Raw genomic sequence first — 17,199 nt, forward strand, 5'->3', positions numbered from 1 at the left:
TTTTTTTTGGTGAGGGCCGGGGGGCAAGCCCCCTAGGCCGTCCCCCGGCCCTCGTCCCGTCGCAGAGTCCGCCCGTGTCCCCGGCGACGGGAATTCTGGTCTTCGCTAGGAGCACCCGCTCGTCGCGCCGCAGTCGAGGCACTTGAGGCAGGTGCCGTTGCGGACGACGGCGAACGAGCCGCAGTCGCCGCAGGCCTCGCCGACGTAGCCCTTGAACTTCGCCTCCTCGGCCACGCCGCCCCGGCGGGAGACGGAGGATTCGGAAGCCTGCGCCTCCTTGCGGAAGTGCAGGTGCAGGTGCTCGCTCTTGGGGGTGTCGGTCTTCGAGAAGGGAAGGAGGGTCTGCACCTCCTCCGCCTCCTCGGCGTCGAACTCGGGGATCTCGTCCTTGGGCCGGCCGAGGGTGTCGCTCCGGAGGTCCTCGGGCATCACCTGGGCCAGCTCCTGGCGGCCGAGGTAGGAGATGGCCAGCTCGCGGAAGATGTAGTCGATGATCGAGGTGCTCATCTTGATGGCGCGGTTGCCGTCCACGACGCCGCTCGGCTCGAAGCGGGTGAAGACGAAGGCGTCGACGAACTCGTCCAGGGGGACTCCGTGCTGGAGGCCGAGCGAGATGGCGATGGCGAAGCAGTTCATCAGGCTGCGGAAGGCGGCGCCTTCCTTGTGCATGTCGATGAAGATTTCGCCGAGCGCCCCGTCCTCGTACTCGCCGGTGCGGAGGTAGACCTTGTGGCCGCCCACGATGGCCTTCTGGGTGTAGCCCGCGCGCCGGGTGGGGAGCTTGCGCCGGCCGCCCTTGTGGATGACGTAGCGGCGCACGATCTGCCGGGCGACGCGGACGGGGACGCTCTCGGCCGGGGCTTCCTCGCCGATGCCCTCGAAGATGTCCGCCTCGTGCTGGGCGGCGAGGGGCTGGCTGAGCTTGGAGCCGTCGCGGTAGATGGCGATGGCCTTGGTCATCCGCCGCCAGGACTCGTGGTAGAGGTCCTGGATGTCCAGGATGGTGGCCTCGGTGGGCATGTTGATGGTCTTGCTGATCGCGCCCGAGATGAAGGGCTGGGCCGCGGCCATCATGCGCACGTGGGCCATGGGGCTGATGTAGCGCTTGCCGTCGCGGCCGCACTTGCTGGCGCAGTCGAAGACGGGGAGGTGCTCCTCCCGGATGTGCGAGGCGCCCTCGATGGTCATCTTGCCGCAGACGTAGTCGTTGGCCTCGCGGATCTGGGCCGGGGTGAAGCCGATGGCCTCGAGGAGGTTCAGGTCCCAGGCGCCGAGCTGCTCGTCCGAGAGGCCCAGGCGCTCGCGGCAGAACTCCACCCCCAGGATGTGCTTGTTGAAGGCGAACGGGAGCTCGAAGGCGCCCTCGAGCGCGGCCTCGATCCGCTCGAGGGCCTTGTCGGTGAAGCCCTTGGCCTTGAGCGTCTCGGGGTTGATGTGAGGGGCGCTCGTCAGGGTGCCCCGGCCGCGGCAGTAAGCCACGATGTCGCGGATCTGGTCCTCGGCGTAGCCCAGGCGCCGGAGCGCCGCGGGGACGGACTGGTTGATGATCTTGAAGTAGCCCCCGCCGGCCAGTTTCTTGAACTTGACCAGGGCGAAGTCGGGCTCGATGCCGGTCGTGTCGCAGTCCATCACCAGCCCGATGGTGCCCGTGGGGGCGATGACGGTGGCCTGGGCGTTGCGGAAGCCGTTGCGGTAGCCGAGCGCCAGGGCTTCGTCCCAGGCCTCGCGGGCCGCCTCGAGGAGGTAGGCCGGGCAGCGGGCCGGGTCGATGCCCGCCGGGGCCTTGGAGAGCATCTCGTACTCCGCGGCGGGGGCGGCGTAGGCCGCGCGGCGATGGTTGCGGAGCACGCGCAGCATGTGCTCGCGGTTGGCGTGGTAGCGCGGGAAGGGCCCGAGCTCCCCGGCCATCTCGGCGCTGGCCGCGTAGGAGCAGCCCGTCATGACCGAGCTGACGGCGCCGCACCAGGCCTCGCCCTCGGGCGAGTCGTAGGGGATGCCGAGCAGCATGAGCATGGTGCCCAGGTTGGCGTAGCCCAGGCCCAGGGTGCGGTAGTCGTAGGAGCGCTGGGCGATGGCCTCGCTGGGGAACTGGGCCATGAGGACGGAGATCTCGAGCACCACCGTCCAGACGCGGACGGCGTGGCGGAAATCCTCCACGCGGAAACGGCCGCTCTCCAGGTCCAGGAAGCGGACGAGGTTCAGCGAGGCCAGGTTGCAGGCCGTGTCGTCGAGGAACATGTACTCCGAGCATGGGTTCGACGCGTTGATGCGGCCGTCGGCGGCGCAGGTGTGCCAGTCGTTGATGGTGGTGTCGAACTGGAGGCCCGGGTCGGCGCAGCACCAGGCGGCGTAGCCGATCTCGTCCCAGAGCTTCTTCGCCGGGACCTCCCGCGCGACCTTGCGGTCGGTGCGGCGGATGAGCTTCCAGGGCTCGTTCTTGAGGGCGGCGGCCATGAAGGCGTCGGCGATGCGGACGGAGTTGTTCGAGTTCTGGCCGGAGACCGTGGTGTAGGCCTCGCCCTCCCAGTTGGTGTCGAACTCCTCGATCTGGATGTCGTCCTGGGTCTTGCCCTGCTGGGCGAGCTGCATGGCGCGGAAGATGTAGTTGTCCGGCACGCCCGCCCGGCGGGCCTCGAGGATGGCCCTTCGCAGCTCGGGGTTCTTGTCCGGGCGCAGGAGGCCGCCGTTGAGATCGGCCTTCCCCTCGGGCCGGCAGGCGGCCAGGATGGCGCCCATGTGGCGGCGGCACATTCGGCTGCCCGAGACGAGGGCGGCCACCTTCTGCTCCTCGCGGACCTTCCAGTTGACGAACTCCTCGATGTCCGGGTGGTCCACGTCGAGGGTGACCATCTTGGCCGCGCGGCGGGTGGTGCCGCCCGACTTGATGGCGCCGGCCGCGCGGTCGCCGATCTTGAGGAAGCTCATGAGGCCGGAGCTGCGCCCGCCGCCCGAGAGGGACTCCCCGTCGGCGCGCAGGGTGCCGAAGTTGGTGCCCGTGCCGGAGCCGTACTTGAAGATGCGGGCCTCGCGGGTCCAAAGATCCATGATGCCGCCTTCGTTCACGAGGTCGTCCTTGACGGACTGGATGAAGCAGGCGTGCGGCTGGGGGCGCTCGTAGGCGCTCCGGGAGCGCTGGAGCTCGCCCGTCTCCGGGTCGCAGTAGTAGTGGCCCTGGGAGGGGCCGGCGATGCCGTAGGCCCAGTGGAGCCCGGCGTTGAACCACTGGGGGGAATTGGGCGCGGCCATCTGGGCGGCCAGCATGTGGACCAGCTCGCCGTAGAAGACGCGGGCGTCCTCCTCGCTCCCGAAGTAACCGTGCTTCCAGCCCCAGTAGGTCCAGCAGCCGGCCATCCGGTGGAAGACCTGCCGGGCGTCCGTCTCGCCGCCCGAGCGCTGGGCCTCGGGGATTTGCTCGAGGGCGCCCTTGTCCGGCTCGGACCGCTGCAGCCACTCGGGCACCCCCTCCTCGGCCACCCTGGCGAGGCGGGCCGGCACCCCCGCCTTCCGGAAGTACTTCTGCGCCAGGATGTCCACCGCCACCTGGGACCAGCTCTCGGGCACCAGGATGTCCTTGGCCTCGAAGACCACTGAGCCGTCCGGGTTGACGATGCGGGAGGTGCGGGGGACGAACTGGATTCCAGCGTAGGGTTCGTTCCCGATCCGGGTGAAATGCCGCGGGATTTTCATATTCCTTGCCATCTCCAATGCCCCTGGCTCTCCAGGGGGGCGAGCGGCCAATGATCGAATCCACTTTCGTATTTTATTTGTATGATTCTGCCATTTCAACCCCGGGGGTGCCTGAACTACTGGCCGCCCCGGGAAACCGCGGCCCCCCGCCCCATCCACCTGGCCCGCGCCCCATTTCCAATCCACCGCGCGGCGAGCCAAATGAAGGGTCACATCTAGTGGTTAAAGGCCGCTGTGACACTAAATGTAGATGGGCCAATTGAGGGGTGTCAATAGGAAAAAAGGCAATTTCCACAAAATATTGACTTTGCTCACAGGTTATCCCCAGGGAATGGGGGTACGGGGGCGGGGGAGCGGTCCGAAATATGGCAGGCGAGGGTAAGGCAAATGAAATGGAATGGGAATCTTACTTCCCCTTTCGGGCGACCTCCCCACGCCAGTAGTCGAGCGTGTCGCGCAGCGTGCGCTCGAAGGGGATCTCGGGCCGCCAGCCGGTGTCGGCCTCGAGGCGGGCGAAGGAGGCCTTCCCGTAGGGCGGGTCGGCCGGGCGCTCGAGGGCGGGGTCGCGCTCCACCCGAACCTTGACCCGGCTCATCCCCAGGAGAAGCTCGAGGGCGTCCCCCACCCGGCGCGGGGCCCCGGTGCAGACGAGATAGCCCCCGCCCGCCCGGCCCCGCCCGGCGGCCAACGCGTAGGCGCGCACCACATCCCGCACGTCGGCGAAGTCGCGCCAGGCGTCGAGGTTCCCCGCCCGCAGGACGGGCTCCTGGAGCCCCGCCTCCATCCGGGCCAGCTCGCACGCGAAGCGCGAGAGCACCGTCTTGACCGCCTGGCGGGGCCCGGCGTGGTTGGTGGGCCGCATCCGCACGAGAGGGAACCCGGCCGCCCCGGCTATCTGCCCCGCGACGAGGTCCAGCGCGAGCTTGCTCACCGCGTAGGGGTTGAGGGGGGCGAAGGGGCTCTCCTCCCGGGTGACGGCCGCGGGGGAACCCATCCCGTAAATCTCGGCGGAGGTCACCATCACCGCGCGCAGCCCCTCGCGGAAGGGGAGGCAGGCCTCCAGCAGGCGGATTCCGCACGTCACGTTGGCGTGGAAGGTGGCGGCCGGGTCCTTCCATGAGGCGTGCACGGAGCTCTGGGCCGCGAGGTGGAAGACCCATCCCGGCCTCTCGGCGCGCATGAGGCCCTCGATCCGCCCGGCGTCGAGGAGGTCCCCCTCGTGGAGGGCGATCCGGCCCGCGAGGTGGCGCAGGTTTTGGGTGCTGGCGCCCGGCTGGACGAGGCCCGAGACCTCGTGGCCCTGGGAGAGGAGGAGGTCGGCGAGGTGGCTTCCCGCGAAGCCCCCGACGCCGGTGATGAAGGCCTTCAAGAACGCTCCCGCCAGTAGGCCAGGATGTCGTCGAGGGTCCGCTCGAAGGGGATCTCGGGCTTCCAGCCGGTGGCCCCGTGGAACTTCGAGAAGTCCCCCTCTAGTATCTGCACGTCCGAGGGCCGCATCCGCGCGGGGTCGGGCGCGACGCGCACCTTCACCTTGGAGCGCGCGAGGAGGAGGTCCAGCACCTCGCGGATGACCCAGCTCCGGCCCGAGCAGATGTTGTAGACCTCGCCCGGCTCGCACTTCTCGAGCGAGAGCCGGTAGGCCCGCACGATGTCGCGCACGTCGGTGTAGTCGCGGCGGGCGTCGAGGTTCCCCACCCGGATGACGGGCTCCTGCCGCCCCTTCTCGATGTCCACGATCTGCTTGGCGAAGTTGCTCTCGACGAACACGTCCCCCCGCCGGGGCCCCGTGTGGTTGAAGGCCCGGGTGCGCACGATCTTCATCCCGAAGCTCTGGTGGTACTGGTAGCCCAGCATGTCGGCCCCGACCTTGCTGACGCCGTAGGGGGAGAGGGGCCGGAGCGGGTTCTCCTCCCGGATGGGCACCTCGTCCGGGCGCACCATGCCGTACTCCTCGCTGCTCCCGGCCACCTGTATCCAGGGGTCGAGGCCCGCCTGCCGCACCGCCTCGAAGAGGTGGAGGGTGCCCAGCACGTTGGTGTGGAGGCTCTCCTCCGGGGCGTGCCAGGAGGTGGGCACGAAGCTCTGGGCCGCGAGGTGGAAGATCTTCTCGGGCCGCACCTGCGCCACGGCCCGGGTGACCGAGACCTGGTCCCTCAGGTCGCACTCGACGATGGATATCTTCCGGCTCAGGTGGTCGATGTGCTCGGTGCGGCTGCGCCAGCGGCGCATGCCGAAGACCTCGAGCCCCGGCTGCCCCAGCAGGTGCTCGGCCAGGTGGCTGCCCACGAAGCCGGTGATGCCCGTGATGAGGACCCGCTGCGCCATCGAAGCCTCCTTCGCCGTGAGCCGGGGGAATCCTAGAGGAGCCCTCCCGGGCCGTCAATGATTTCACGCCTGGGCCCCAGCCCGGCGGATCGTGAGGTAGGGGCGTATTGCAATACGCCCCTACGGTGGCCGGTGGCGATCCTGGTACGTAGGGGGGCGGCCGGTCGCCCCTACAGACATGGTCGTGGCGGCATTGGCCTGTAACGTGGTTTGACCGGGGCCGGGGCGGGAGGGAGTATAGACAGGATTCGCGAGGCTTCCCCCCGACGGAGGACATCATGGCATCCCCCACCTACGATCTGGCCGTGATCGGAGGAGGCCCCGCCGGCTACGTGGCCGGGGTGCGGGCCGCCCAGAGCGGCGGCCGCTGCGTCGTCATCGAGCGCGACGCCCTGGGCGGCACCTGCCTCAACTGGGGCTGCATCCCGAGCAAGAGCCTCATCGCCTCGGCCGCCCTCCTGCGCAACATCCGGAGCGCCGCCGACTACGGCATCGAGGTGAAGGAGGCGCGCGGCGACCTGAACGCCATGGTCGAGAAGGCCGAGAAGATCGTGGCCGGTCTCGTGAGCGGCATCGCGGCCCTCTTCAAGGCCAACAAGGTGGACCACATCGCCGGGGACGCCGTCATCGAGGGCAAGGGCCAGCTCCGCGTCAAGCTCAAGGAGGGCGGCGAGGCGGAAGTGCGGGCCGAGAGGATACTCATCGCCACGGGCTCCCGCCCGGCCCAGATTCCCGCGTTCCCCCTGGACGGGAAATACATCATCTCGAGCGACCAGGCCGTGCACCTGCGGGAGCTGCCCCGGCGCCTCCTCATCGTGGGGGCCGGGGTCATCGGCTGCGAGTTCGGCTGCCTCTACCGCGAGCTGGGGGCCGAGGTCACCATGGTCGAGCTCCTCGACCGCGCGCTTCCCCTCGGGGACGCCGACGTCTCGAAGCTCATCGAGCGCGAGATGAAGAAGCAGAAGATCAAGCTCCTGACCGGCAAGAAGATCCTCAAGGTCGAACGGAAGGGGAGCGAGATGGTGGCCGAGGTCGAGGGCGCCGAGCCCCTGGCGGCCGACCTCGTGCTCGTCTCCATCGGGCGCACCATGAACACCGACAAGCTCGGCCTCGACAAGATCGGGGTCAAGCTGGGGCGGCGCGGGGAGGTGCTCGCGGACAAGGGCATGCGCACCAGCGTCCCCGGCGTCTTCGCCGCGGGCGACTGCATCGGGGGCCTCATGCTCGCCCACGTCGCCTCGGCCGAGGGCATCGTCGCCGCCGAGAACGCCATGGGCGCCGACATCGAGATGAACTACCGCGGCATCCCCGCCGGCATCTTCACCCACCCCGAGGTCGGCACGGCGGGGATGAGCGAGGAGGAGGCCCGCCGGGACGGGCGCGAGGTGCGGGTGGGCCGCTTCCAGATGCGCGCCCTGGGCAAGGCCCAGGCCGAGCGCGCCCTGGCCGGAGAGGTCAAGGTCATCGCCGACGCCCGGACGGACGAGCTCCTGGGCGTCCACGTCGTGGGCGAGCACGCCGCCGACCTCGTGCACGAGGCCGCCCTGGCCATCCGCCACGGAATGACCGCCGCCGATCTGGCCGAGGTCGTCCACGCCCATCCCACCCTCTCCGAGGCCCTCATGGAGGCCGCCGAGGACGTCCACGGCACCGCCATCCACGTGCCCCCCAAGAAGGCGCGGTAGCAGGTAGGCCGGGGGATTCACCTGGCCGCCCTTTTTTGGGGGAATTACCCGGTATTACCGGCAACTAGCCGCAACTATCGGCAACTGTGAGCAAGTGGCGGCAACTTTCTCCCCTCCTTCCCCCCCTTTCTTTTCATTCTCTCTGGAATTTTTGGGCTGGAATATCGTGAAATATCGTGAAATTCGCGCCATTTCTTTGCGTGCCCGCGTTTGCGGGATTCGGACCGGCGAGCCCGTCCCCGCCCCCGGCGGGCGCCCGCCCACCGGGCAAGATAGGCCCCGGAGGAGAAAAGCCCGTTACACCAATTTCGTCCAATTTCGCGCTGGTTCGTGGTTGGGGGGGTGAATCTCTCCAAGGTGCCGGACATAGCAAGGGCCTGGGGGTTTCCCCCCAGGCCCTTTTGCTCGTTCGTGGCAGCGCGGCGTCCGCCGCCAGCGTCAGTTCCAATCAGCTTCGGAGTGGCCTAAGAACGCGGGCCGCGCCCCGGAATCAGCTGAGGCATTGCGAGGAGCTGGTCGCCCCGGTGGGAGAAGGCGCCCGATTGTTCGGGCAGGGCCTCGGGGCAATAATACCCCGAGGGGCAGAGCGTCGGCTGCACGGAGCCCCGCGGGCAGTACCTCCCCGCCGGACATGCCGGCCCAGCGGCGGCCAATCCCGCGGTCGGGCAGTAATATCCTCCCGGGCAGGGTATCGCCCACGACGTGCCCGGCGGGCAGTACCTTCCCGCCGGGCAGGGGCCCATTGGGTTCACGGAACGCCCAGGGCAGTAGCTCCCCCCCGGGCACACGGGTCCGACGGCGGTCATTCCTGCGGTCGGGCAGTACCTCCCTGGTGGGCACGTCACCGGCGCGCCTCCGGGACAGTATAAACCCGGGCTGCACACGGGCCCGGGGGCCGCCTGGGCATTGGACACGCACATTCTCCCCGGCGGGCAGGGTACCGGCCACGCGGAGCCCTGCGGGCAGTACTGCCCGGCAGCGCATTGCTTGTTCGCGTTCGCGGAGCCCGGCGGACAGAATCTCCCCCCCGGGCAGATGATTTTTTGGGTGCCTCCGCCGACTCTGGGGCAATAGTAGCCGGCAGGACAAGGCGCGCACCCTTTGCTGGGCGCCGGAGCCGGGTATGTCCCGACCAGACAATTGTTGGGCGGTAGTTGCGCCCCCGCGACGGATGGCCCGCCCAGGACCAAGGCCAGGAGAAGGACGGCGAATCCGATCAGGAGAAGGCGGCGGGATGGTTCACCTTGCATGGATTTTCCCTCCTCGGGAAAAACGGGTCGAACATGCTTCGGGAACGTAAGGTTGCGGGCGCCGCCAGCAGACGCCGGGGCTGCCTCGGCGGGGATGGGGAGGAGGGCGGTGGGCCCCGCAGAAAGAGATGGCCATGGTCCTCCATCCCCTGCTCGAAGGGCCTGCAAAAATTTCTCGTCACAGAACGGAAGCTTTGTCTCCGTATAAGATCACGGTGGACTTTTTGTATGCAAAAGAATCTCCTTTTGTAATTTGGGGCACATATTTGTGTTTTAAGGCTCCCGAGAAGCGGACCGTCCGGTCCTCAGAATAAAAGGGCGGGTTTGAAACCCGCCCTACGGGTGGACAATGACAGGGTAATGTAGGGGCGAGGCATGACTTCGGCGAGCTCAGTCGAGCCGCCTCGCCCCTACAGAGTCACAGGCGAATTAGACGCCTCTCCGCCCCTTTTCGAATCGAAAGGGGTGTCTTGGCCTGCCGGGGTCCTTAATCCCGTCCGGCGCCTGCGTGAATCTCCAGCCTCCTCCGGCGGAACCGGCCCAGGCCGCCCATCTTCTTCTGGAGGAGGTCCAGGTACACGTACACGACGGGGGTCAGGTAGAGGGTGATGAGCTGCGAGATCAGGAGCCCTCCCACCACGGCCAGGCCCAGGGGCCGGCGCGCGCCGGCCCCGGCGCCGATGCCCAGCGCGATGGGCAGGGCGCCCAGCAGGGCGGCCATCGTCGTCATCATGATCGGGCGGAAACGGATGAGGCAGCCCTCGTAGATGGCGTCCACGGGGCTCTTGCCCTCGTTCCGCTCGGCCTCCAGGGCGAAGTCGATCTGCATGATGGCGTTCTTCTTCACGATGCCGACCAGCATGATGAGGCCGATGAAGGAGTAGATGTTGAGGTCGTTGCCGAAGATCAGGAGGGTCAGCAGCGCGCCCAGGCCCGCCGAGGGCAGGCCCGAGAGGATCGTGATGGGGTGGATGAAGCTCTCGTAGAGGATCCCCAGGACAATGTAGATGAACAGGATGGCGACGATGAGCAGCAGGCCCATCCCCTGGAACGAGGACTGGAACGCCTGGGCGGTGCCCTGGAAGCTCGTGGTCATGGAGGCGGGCAGCGTCTCCCGTGCGACCGCCTGCACCTTCGACACCGCGTCTCCCAGCGAGACGCCGGGGCGCAGGTTGAAGGAGAGGGTGACCGCCGGGAGCTGGCCGTAGTGGGCGATGGCCTGGGGGCCCATGTCCTCGGTGAAGCTGGCGACCGTGGCCAACGGGACGAGCTGGCGCTGCTGGGATTGGATGTAGAGCTTCGAGAGCACCGCCGGGTCCGCCTGGAACCTGGGCTCCAGCTCCAGGAGCACCCGGTACTGGTTGTTCGGGGCGTAGATGGTGGAGATCCAGCGCGGCCCGTAGGCGTTGGCCAGCGCGGCCTCGACCTGCTGGGCGGAGATGCCCAAGCTCGCCGCCTTGTCCCGGTCGAGGGAGACCCTGAGCTGCGGGTTCTTGATCTGGAGGTCGCTGGTCACGTCCTGCAGCTCCGGCAGGGCCCTCAGCTTGTTCTCCAGGAGGGGCGCCGCGGAGTAGAGCTCCTTGAGGTCCGGGCTCTGGAGGGTGAACTGGTACAGGCTCTTGGAGAGCCGGCCCCCGATGCGGATGGCCGGCGGGTTCTGCATGAAGACGTTGATGCCCGGGACGCCGCTCAGCTTGACCCGCAGCACCTGAATCACGCCGTTCACGTCCAGCTGCCGCTCCGAAGGCGGCACGAGGCGGTAGAACATCCGCCCGAAGTTCTGGCCGCCCATGCTGGCGGAGGCGGGGCCTCCGACGCCGGAGAAGAACTGGGCGATATTGGGGTCCCGCTGGGCGATCCGCGCCAGCTCCTGCTGCCGCTCGCCGAGGGCCTGGAACGAGGTTCCCTGGGGGGCCTCGGTGACGACGAAGATCTGGCTGGTGTCCTCGTCGGGGATGAAGCCCTTGGACACCTTCACGAAGAGGAAGCCCGTCAGCACCAGGACGATGAGGTTGACCATGAGCGTCGAGAACCGGTGGCGCAGGACCCAGCCCAGGCTGCCCTTGTAGAGGCTGAACATCCCCTCGAACACGCGCTCGGAGGCGTTGTAGAAGCGGCCGTGCCTCTCCTCGGAGGGCGGGCGGAGGAAGCGGCTGCAGAGCATGGGCGTCAGGGTGAGGGAAACCACGCCCGAGATGAGAATGGCGGCCACGATGACCACCGAGAACTCGCGGAACAGCCGTCCGACGATGCCGCCCATGAACAGCACGGGGATGAAGACGGCCGCCAACGAGATGGTCATCGACAGGATCGTGAACCCAATCTCTCGCGAGCCCTTCAGGGCCGCCTCCAGAGGGCGTTCGCCCATTTCCATGTGGCGGACGATGTTCTCCAGCATGACGATGGCGTCGTCCACCACGAACCCGATGGAGAGGGTGAGGGCCATCAGCGAGAGGTTATCGATCGAGAAGCCCAGGGGGTACATGACCGCGAACGTGCCGACGATGCTCATCGGCAGGGCCAGGCTGGGGATGACCGTCGCCGAGAGGTTCCGGAGAAAGAGGAACACGACCATCACCACCAGGGCGAAGCTGAGCAGCAGGGTGAACTGGACGTCCTCGACGGACTCGCGGATGGTGACCGAGCGGTCGTACAGGGTGTGCAGCTCGACCGAGGGCGGCAGGTAGGTCCGCAGCTTGGGCAGGGTTTCCTTGACGGCGTCCGCCACCGCGACCGTGTTGGCGCCCGGCTGGCGCTGGATGGCGAGGATCATCCCCCGCTGGCTGCCGTTCTTGTTCACGAACCAGGCCGCCTGCTTGTCGTCCTCGGAGCTGTCCACCGCGCGGCCGATGTCCCGGAGCCGGACCGGGGCGCCGTTCCGGTAGGCCACGACGATCGATCCGTAGGGGGCGGCGCTCAACAGCTGGCCGGCCGACTGGATGGTGAAGGTGCGGTGCGGCCCGCTCAGCGTCCCGACGGGAAGATTGACGTTGGCGTTCTGGATGGCGGTTTCCACCTCGTTGATGCCGATGCCGCGGCTGGCCATGGCGTCCGGATCGAGCTGCACGCGCACCGCGTACTTCTGGGTGCCGAACACGTTCACCTGGGCCACGCCCTCGATCATGGAGATGCGGTCGGCCATGATGGTCTGGGCGTATTCGTTGAGCTGCCAGAGCGGCATCGTCCGGGAGGTCAGGGCGATGTAGAGGATCGGCGTGTCCGCGGGGTTGACCTTCTGGTAGGTCGGCGGCGAGGGCATGTTCGGCGGCAGCAGCCGGCTGGCCTGGGTGATGGCCGCCTGGATGTCGGGCGGGACGTCGTTGATGTTGCGGCTCAGGTCGAATTGAAGGGTGATCTGGGTGTAGCCGAGGGTGCTCACGGAGTTCATCGAGGACAAGCCGGAGATGGTGGAGAACTGGCGCTCCAGCGGGGTCGCCACGGCCGAGGCCATCGTCTCCGGGCTGGCCCCCGGGATGCTGGCGGACACCAGGACGGTGGGGAAGTCCACGTTCGGCAGATCGCTCACGGGCAGCAGGCGGTAGGCCGCGGCCCCGAACATGAGCATGCCGACCATGACCAGCGTCGTGGTCACGGGCCGCCGGATGAACAGCTCGGAGAGGTTCATCCGCGCGGCTCCCGGGAAAGGCGGATCATGGCGCCGCCTGCGGCTTCGCCGCCGTCGCCTTGCCTTTCTCTTCTTCCTTGATCTGGACTTTGGAGTTGTTCACGAGGCGCAACTGCCCGGTGGTCACCACGCGCTCCCCGGCCCGCAGGCCGTTCTCGACGATGACGTCCTGGCCGTGGGCCTGGCCCGTCACCACGGGCCGCATCTCGGCCGTCAGGTCGGGCTTGACGACGAATACGTATTGGCCCTCCTGGCCCGGCTGCACCGCCTGGGAGGGGACGAGGACGGCGTGCGGAATCGTCCTGAGCCGCAGCGTGACGTTGACGAACTGCCCCGGCCACAGCGCCTCGTCCTGGTTGGGGAATTGGGCCCGGAGCATGATCGTTCCCGTCGAGGCGTCGACCGTGTTGTTGACGACGGCCAGCTCCCCCTCGGCCCGGCGGGAGGTGTCCCCGGGAACCGCCGCCACGACCTTCAGCGGCCCCCTGGCCATCCGATCCCGGATCTCGCCCAGGTGCCGCTCCGGCACGGAGAAGTCCACGTAGATGGGCCGGATCTGGTTGATGACGGCCATCACGGTCTCGTTTTCCTTGATCATGTTCCCTTCGTTGACCAGCAGGGTGCCAATCCGGCCTTCGATGGGCGAATGGATATAGCAGTACGAAAGCTGGAGCCGGGCGTTCTCGACGGCGGCCTTGTCGCTCGCGACCGCGGCGACGAGCGAGTCCACCGCCGCCCGGTTCTGATCCAGGGTCGCCGCCGAGATGACCCGGGTCTTGGCCAGTTCCTCGGCCCGGCGCATGTCCGCCTTGGCCTTCACGAGGAGCGCCTCGTCCTTCCGCATGTTCGCCTGGGTCTGCTCCAGGGCGGCCTGGAAGGGGCGCGGGTCGATGGTGAAGATCATCTGTCCCGACTGGACATGATCCCCCTCCTTGAACGCCGCGCGCATCAACTGCCCGGCCAGCCGGGACTTGATCGACACCTTGGAAAAGGCGGTCACCGTCCCGATGGCGTGCAGCTCCACCGGCACCTCCGCGCCGCGGGCGGCGGCCACGGCGACCGGCACGGGGGGACGCCCGGTCCTCGCGGCCTTTGAGGCGGGCTCCTCGCTCCGCGAGCAGCCGGCGGCGAAGGCGAGGACGGCCAGCGCGACGGCCGCGCGGCATGGAGAGGAAGCTCTTGCCCAGCCCAGCCATTTCATGCGGCGTTCCTTTCCGGCGCGGCCTTCCGGAGGCTCAGTTCCTGGCCGCGACGCACGATTTCCCCACCCCTTGCAGCGCCCCCAGCGAGAACCGGGTGATGTGATCGGCCAGCCTTTCGATGTCGGCCGGCGAATAGTCTTGTTCCGGGAAAAGGCGGCTGATGATGGGCCGGCAGTTGTAGTAGAAGAGACACTGGCCGATGATGCTGCGGGCGCTGAGCCTCACCTGCTCCGAATTCGCCGGTTCGCCGAGGATCTCCCCGACGAGCTCGAGCAGCTTGGCCGTCCGGGGCCGGACGAATTTCGCGATTAGATCGTCGAGCGCCGCCGTCGGTTGGCTCATCTCGCTCGCCAGCAGCTTGCTGTGCCAGGCGGGGCGCCCCTCGTCGAAAATCCGAAGCAGATAGGAGCGCACGAAGGCGCGCAGGCGCTGCGCGGGGGTCGCGTCGCCCTCAAGCCCGATGTCATGGGGGAACTTCTGGTGGGAGCACTGGTAGGCGTACTCCAGCACCGCGGTGTAGAGTGATTCCTTGCCGCCGAAATGGTAATTGACCGCCGCCCCGTTGGTCCGGGCCCGGGCGCAGATCTTCCGGACCGTCGCCTTGTGGAACCCAGTCTCGGCGAAGATTTCCCCCGCGGCTTCGATGAGCCGCTGTTTGGTTTCGAACTGCTGCTCCGGGCTCAGGATTTCCTCGCGCATCGTGGACCCGCTCCCATGAAGGATTTCGAGAGGCGGTTGAATTTAAACGCTAGTTTAAAACATATGTTTGAAACGATCAACCGGCAAGGGGGGGGCGGGTCGTCCCAGGCGGTGTGGAATCCTCGATCCGCGCCCGCGCCAGGCCGAATCCCTTATGAGTCTTCAGGAAATTCCAGGGAAATTTTGGAAATCTCCGCTCGCAGGTTTCCGGCGCCCGGGGTCAACGGCTTCCCGGAGATCCCGCCGCGCAGCCCGAGCCCGAGGTTCAGCCGTGCGAGATGGTCACTCGAGGGGCGCCCATCCCCCTCAATACGGTATCTCGATCAGCCTGTCCTTCCCCCCCTTCATGTCCTCCTTCAAGACTTCGAGCAGCGCCTTGGCGGCGGGGCCGGGCCGGCCGGTGCCTATCTTCTGGCCGTCCCACTCGACGATGGGGGCGACGTTGATGGAGCTGCCGATGAACATCATCTCGTCGCTCCGCTTGGCCTCGGCCAGGGGGATGTCGCGCACCTGGAAGTCCTTGACGATGCCCTTCCGCATGGCGCCCGGCATGAGCTCGATGAGGCGCTTCGAGGTGCAGCCCGAGAGGATGTGGTCGAACTTGGGGTGGAGGAAGACGCCCCCCTTCACGAAGGCCACGTTCATGTTGGAGCCTTCGCCCACGTTCCCGGCCGGGTCCACGAAGACGCCGTTGTCCAGGCCCCGCTCCCGGGCCTCGAGCTGCATGAGGACGTTGGGGAGGTAGTTGGTGCTCTTGGTCGTGGCGTAGAGGGGGGGCTTGATGGGGTAGGTGGTGGTCATCACCTTCATGCCCTGGGTGTAGTAGCTCTCGGGGTAGGCGAGCCCCGGGAAGATCATGACGAAGAACCCCGCCTCGGCCCCCTTGGCGGGCGAGAGCTCGAGGCTCCCGGGCCCGGAGGAGAGCCAGTAGCGGATGGAGCCCTCGCGCGCGCCCGAGGCGGCGGCCGTCTGGATGATGATGCGCCGCATCTCCTCCTTGGGGGGGTCGACCTTGAGCTTCGAGGACTCGGCCGAGCGCATGAAGCGGTCGAGGTGGGCGTCCAGGTCGTAGATCTTGCCCTCCACGATGGCGGCCGTGTCGAAGATGCCGTGCCCGCGGTGCACCAGGTGGTCGTCGAAGGGCAGCACCATGAGGGCCGGGTCGGTCACCACGCCGCCGAGCTGGCTGGAGTAGAAGGCGTAGTAGCGGACCTCCTGCCTGCGCCGCAGGGCCTCGAGCTTCCGGAGGACGTCCGCCCCCTGGAGGAGGGGCAGCTTCTGGGCGTCGGATGAGGGGGGCGTGGGGGGCGTCGAAGCCATGGGGGGGGTCTCCTCCGGCTGGTTCCTTGGGGGTGGCCGCGGCGAAAGGACGAGGAATCGGGAAGACGCGCGGAACAGCCCTATCTTGCCCCGGGGGGCTGGGTTTCGGCAAGGCGGAGGGCTGATGGAGGTTCGCCCTGCCAGCCGTAGGGGCGGCCCCCCGTGGCCGCCCCCCAGTTCGATAGGGCAGGCACGGGGGCCTGCCCCTACAGGAAGGCGATTGGCGGCGGCCATTCCCGCCAAAAATAATCCGTCCCACCACATGGATGGGACGGATCTTCTATCTGTTGCCGCGCCATGGTCCTAGTTCGCCTTCGGCCGGAGCGAGCGCATGTAGGCCAGGATGTTGGCCATCTCGGCCCCGCTCAGGGTGGGCCAGGTGAGCTTCGCCTCGCGCGCCATGGACACCATGGTGGGGGCGTGGCGGAGCATCCGGCCGGCGAACTCCTCCTCGCCCAGCATGGAGGCGGCCACGGGGGCCAGGTCGGGGCCCAGGCGCCCGCCCTTGCCCACCGGCCCGTGGCACTTCTGGCAGGTGGCGCCGAAGAGGATGGCGCCCAGCCGGGCATCGCCCTGGAAGGCGTAGGAGGAGCCGCCCCGGACGTTCAGGGAGTGGAGGTAGGTGAAGAGGTCGGAGAGCTCGCTGTCGCGGAACAGGGGCCAGGCGAGGCCCTGCTCCCGCATGGCCTCCTCCATCAGGGGGACGTGGTTCCACATCACGGAGGCGCCCAGGAGGGCCGAGGCGTAGACGGTGACGCGGGTGAGGTCGGGGCCCCTCAGCTTGCCCCGGACCTCCTGCCCGCCCCGGCCCTTGACCGCGTGGCAGGTGGAGCAGCCGCGGGCGTCGAAGAGGTGCCTCCCGGCCTCGACCTGCTCCTTGAGGGGCCGCTCGGCCGCCCCGCCGGCGGAGGGCCAGGGGAGCGCCAGGGCGCAGAGGATTGAAACCGCCAGCAGAGCGATGCGCAGGCGCATGGTTTTCCTCTCCTCAGCGGGTGCCGGTCGCTGGGAGGGCCTGTCCACAATATGGCAGTCCGGCCGCGGTTCCGCAACGCCCGGGCCGCCCTACTCCAGCGCCTCGGCCACCAGCTCGGCGATGTCGGCCGCTCGGATGCTCTTTTCGGGGTCCTTGGCCTTCAGGGCGTCCTCGAACATCTGCATGCAGAAGGGGCAGGAGACGGCGGCCACCTTGGAGCCCGAGGCCTTCACGTCCTCGAGCCGCATGTGGTTGATGCGGGTTTTCGGGCTGTCGTCCATCCAGGCGTAGCCCCCGCCCGCCCCGCAGCAGAGCGAGCGGTCGCGCGAGCGCCGGAGCTCGCGGTAGTCCCCCGAGATCCGGTGGAGGACCTCGCGCGGGGCCTCGAACACCCCGTTGTGCCGGCCCAGGTAGCAGGGGTCGTGGTAGGTGA

At 68.1% G+C, this 17,199-nt stretch carries 10 protein-coding genes; 1 reads left to right on the forward strand and 9 read right to left on the reverse strand.

Annotated features, from left to right (window positions below):
* Nucleotides 1–105 precede the first annotated feature (105 nt).
* From HYZ11_08095 to HYZ11_08105, 3 genes are all read right to left on the reverse strand, one after another.
* Nucleotides 106–3,687: a vitamin B12-dependent ribonucleotide reductase gene (locus HYZ11_08095; GenBank protein MBI3127547.1), complete on the reverse strand. Its 3,582-nt coding sequence runs from the start codon at nucleotides 3,685–3,687 to the stop codon at nucleotides 106–108.
* 406 nt (nucleotides 3,688–4,093) lie between these two features.
* A complete protein-coding gene (locus HYZ11_08100; GenBank protein MBI3127548.1) occupies nucleotides 4,094–5,056 on the reverse strand; it encodes a GDP-mannose 4,6-dehydratase in 963 nt (320 codons plus the stop codon).
* Entirely contained in the window at nucleotides 5,053–6,012 is a 960-nt protein-coding gene (locus HYZ11_08105) for a GDP-mannose 4,6-dehydratase (protein MBI3127549.1), read from the reverse strand. Before HYZ11_08105 ends, HYZ11_08100 begins: the two co-directional genes overlap by 4 nt.
* Before the next feature lie 278 nt (nucleotides 6,013–6,290).
* On the opposite strand from HYZ11_08105, the gene lpdA reads away from it, so the two are divergent.
* Complete coding sequence (gene lpdA, locus HYZ11_08110) at nucleotides 6,291–7,697, forward strand: dihydrolipoyl dehydrogenase (protein MBI3127550.1); 1,407 nt, start codon at nucleotides 6,291–6,293, stop codon at nucleotides 7,695–7,697.
* A gap of 1,737 nt (nucleotides 7,698–9,434) precedes the next feature.
* Here lpdA and HYZ11_08115 read toward each other — a convergent pair.
* From HYZ11_08115 to HYZ11_08140, 6 genes are all read right to left on the reverse strand, one after another.
* Nucleotides 9,435–12,572, reverse strand: coding sequence for an efflux RND transporter permease subunit (locus tag HYZ11_08115; GenBank protein MBI3127551.1), 3,138 nt, complete (start codon nucleotides 12,570–12,572; stop codon nucleotides 9,435–9,437).
* A gap of 25 nt (nucleotides 12,573–12,597) precedes the next feature.
* Nucleotides 12,598–13,773 carry an efflux RND transporter periplasmic adaptor subunit gene (locus HYZ11_08120; GenBank protein ID MBI3127552.1) on the reverse strand — a complete coding sequence of 392 codons (1,176 nt, stop codon included), beginning with the start codon at nucleotides 13,771–13,773 and terminating at the stop codon, nucleotides 12,598–12,600.
* Between the two features lie 34 nt (nucleotides 13,774–13,807).
* Entirely contained in the window at nucleotides 13,808–14,473 is a 666-nt protein-coding gene (locus HYZ11_08125; GenBank protein MBI3127553.1) for a CerR family C-terminal domain-containing protein, read from the reverse strand.
* Nucleotides 14,474–14,779: 306 nt separating this feature from the next.
* A complete protein-coding gene (locus tag HYZ11_08130) occupies nucleotides 14,780–15,793 on the reverse strand; it encodes a D-amino-acid transaminase (GenBank protein ID MBI3127554.1) in 1,014 nt (337 codons plus the stop codon).
* Nucleotides 15,794–16,096: 303 nt separating this feature from the next.
* The gene (locus tag HYZ11_08135; protein MBI3127555.1) at nucleotides 16,097–16,765 is read right to left on the reverse strand and encodes a cytochrome c; all 669 of its coding nucleotides are present in this window, start codon (nucleotides 16,763–16,765) and stop codon (nucleotides 16,097–16,099) included.
* A gap of 90 nt (nucleotides 16,766–16,855) precedes the next feature.
* Nucleotides 16,856–17,199 (reverse strand): (Fe-S)-binding protein (locus HYZ11_08140; protein ID MBI3127556.1); only part of this gene is annotated, 344 nt, incomplete at its 5' end.

This window comes from Candidatus Tectomicrobia bacterium (assembly GCA_016192135.1).
Lineage (GTDB): Bacteria > UBA8248 > UBA8248 > UBA8248 > UBA8248 > 2-12-FULL-69-37.

Excerpts from the sequence above, each read along its gene's own strand:
- HYZ11_08125 (MBI3127553.1), bottom strand. The coding sequence starts at position 14,473 with ATGCGCGAGGAAATCCTGAGCCCGGAGCAGCAGTTCGAAACCAAACAG.
- HYZ11_08105 (MBI3127549.1), bottom strand. The coding sequence starts at position 6,012 with ATGGCGCAGCGGGTCCTCATCACGGGCATCACCGGCTTCGTGGGCAGC.
- HYZ11_08130 (MBI3127554.1), bottom strand. The coding sequence starts at position 15,793 with ATGGCTTCGACGCCCCCCACGCCCCCCTCATCCGACGCCCAGAAGCTG.
- HYZ11_08135 (MBI3127555.1), bottom strand. The coding sequence starts at position 16,765 with ATGCGCCTGCGCATCGCTCTGCTGGCGGTTTCAATCCTCTGCGCCCTG.
- lpdA (MBI3127550.1), top strand. The coding sequence starts at position 6,291 with ATGGCATCCCCCACCTACGATCTGGCCGTGATCGGAGGAGGCCCCGCC.
- HYZ11_08095 (MBI3127547.1), bottom strand. The coding sequence starts at position 3,687 with ATGAAAATCCCGCGGCATTTCACCCGGATCGGGAACGAACCCTACGCT.
- HYZ11_08115 (MBI3127551.1), bottom strand. The coding sequence starts at position 12,572 with ATGAACCTCTCCGAGCTGTTCATCCGGCGGCCCGTGACCACGACGCTG.
- HYZ11_08120 (MBI3127552.1), bottom strand. The coding sequence starts at position 13,773 with ATGAAATGGCTGGGCTGGGCAAGAGCTTCCTCTCCATGCCGCGCGGCC.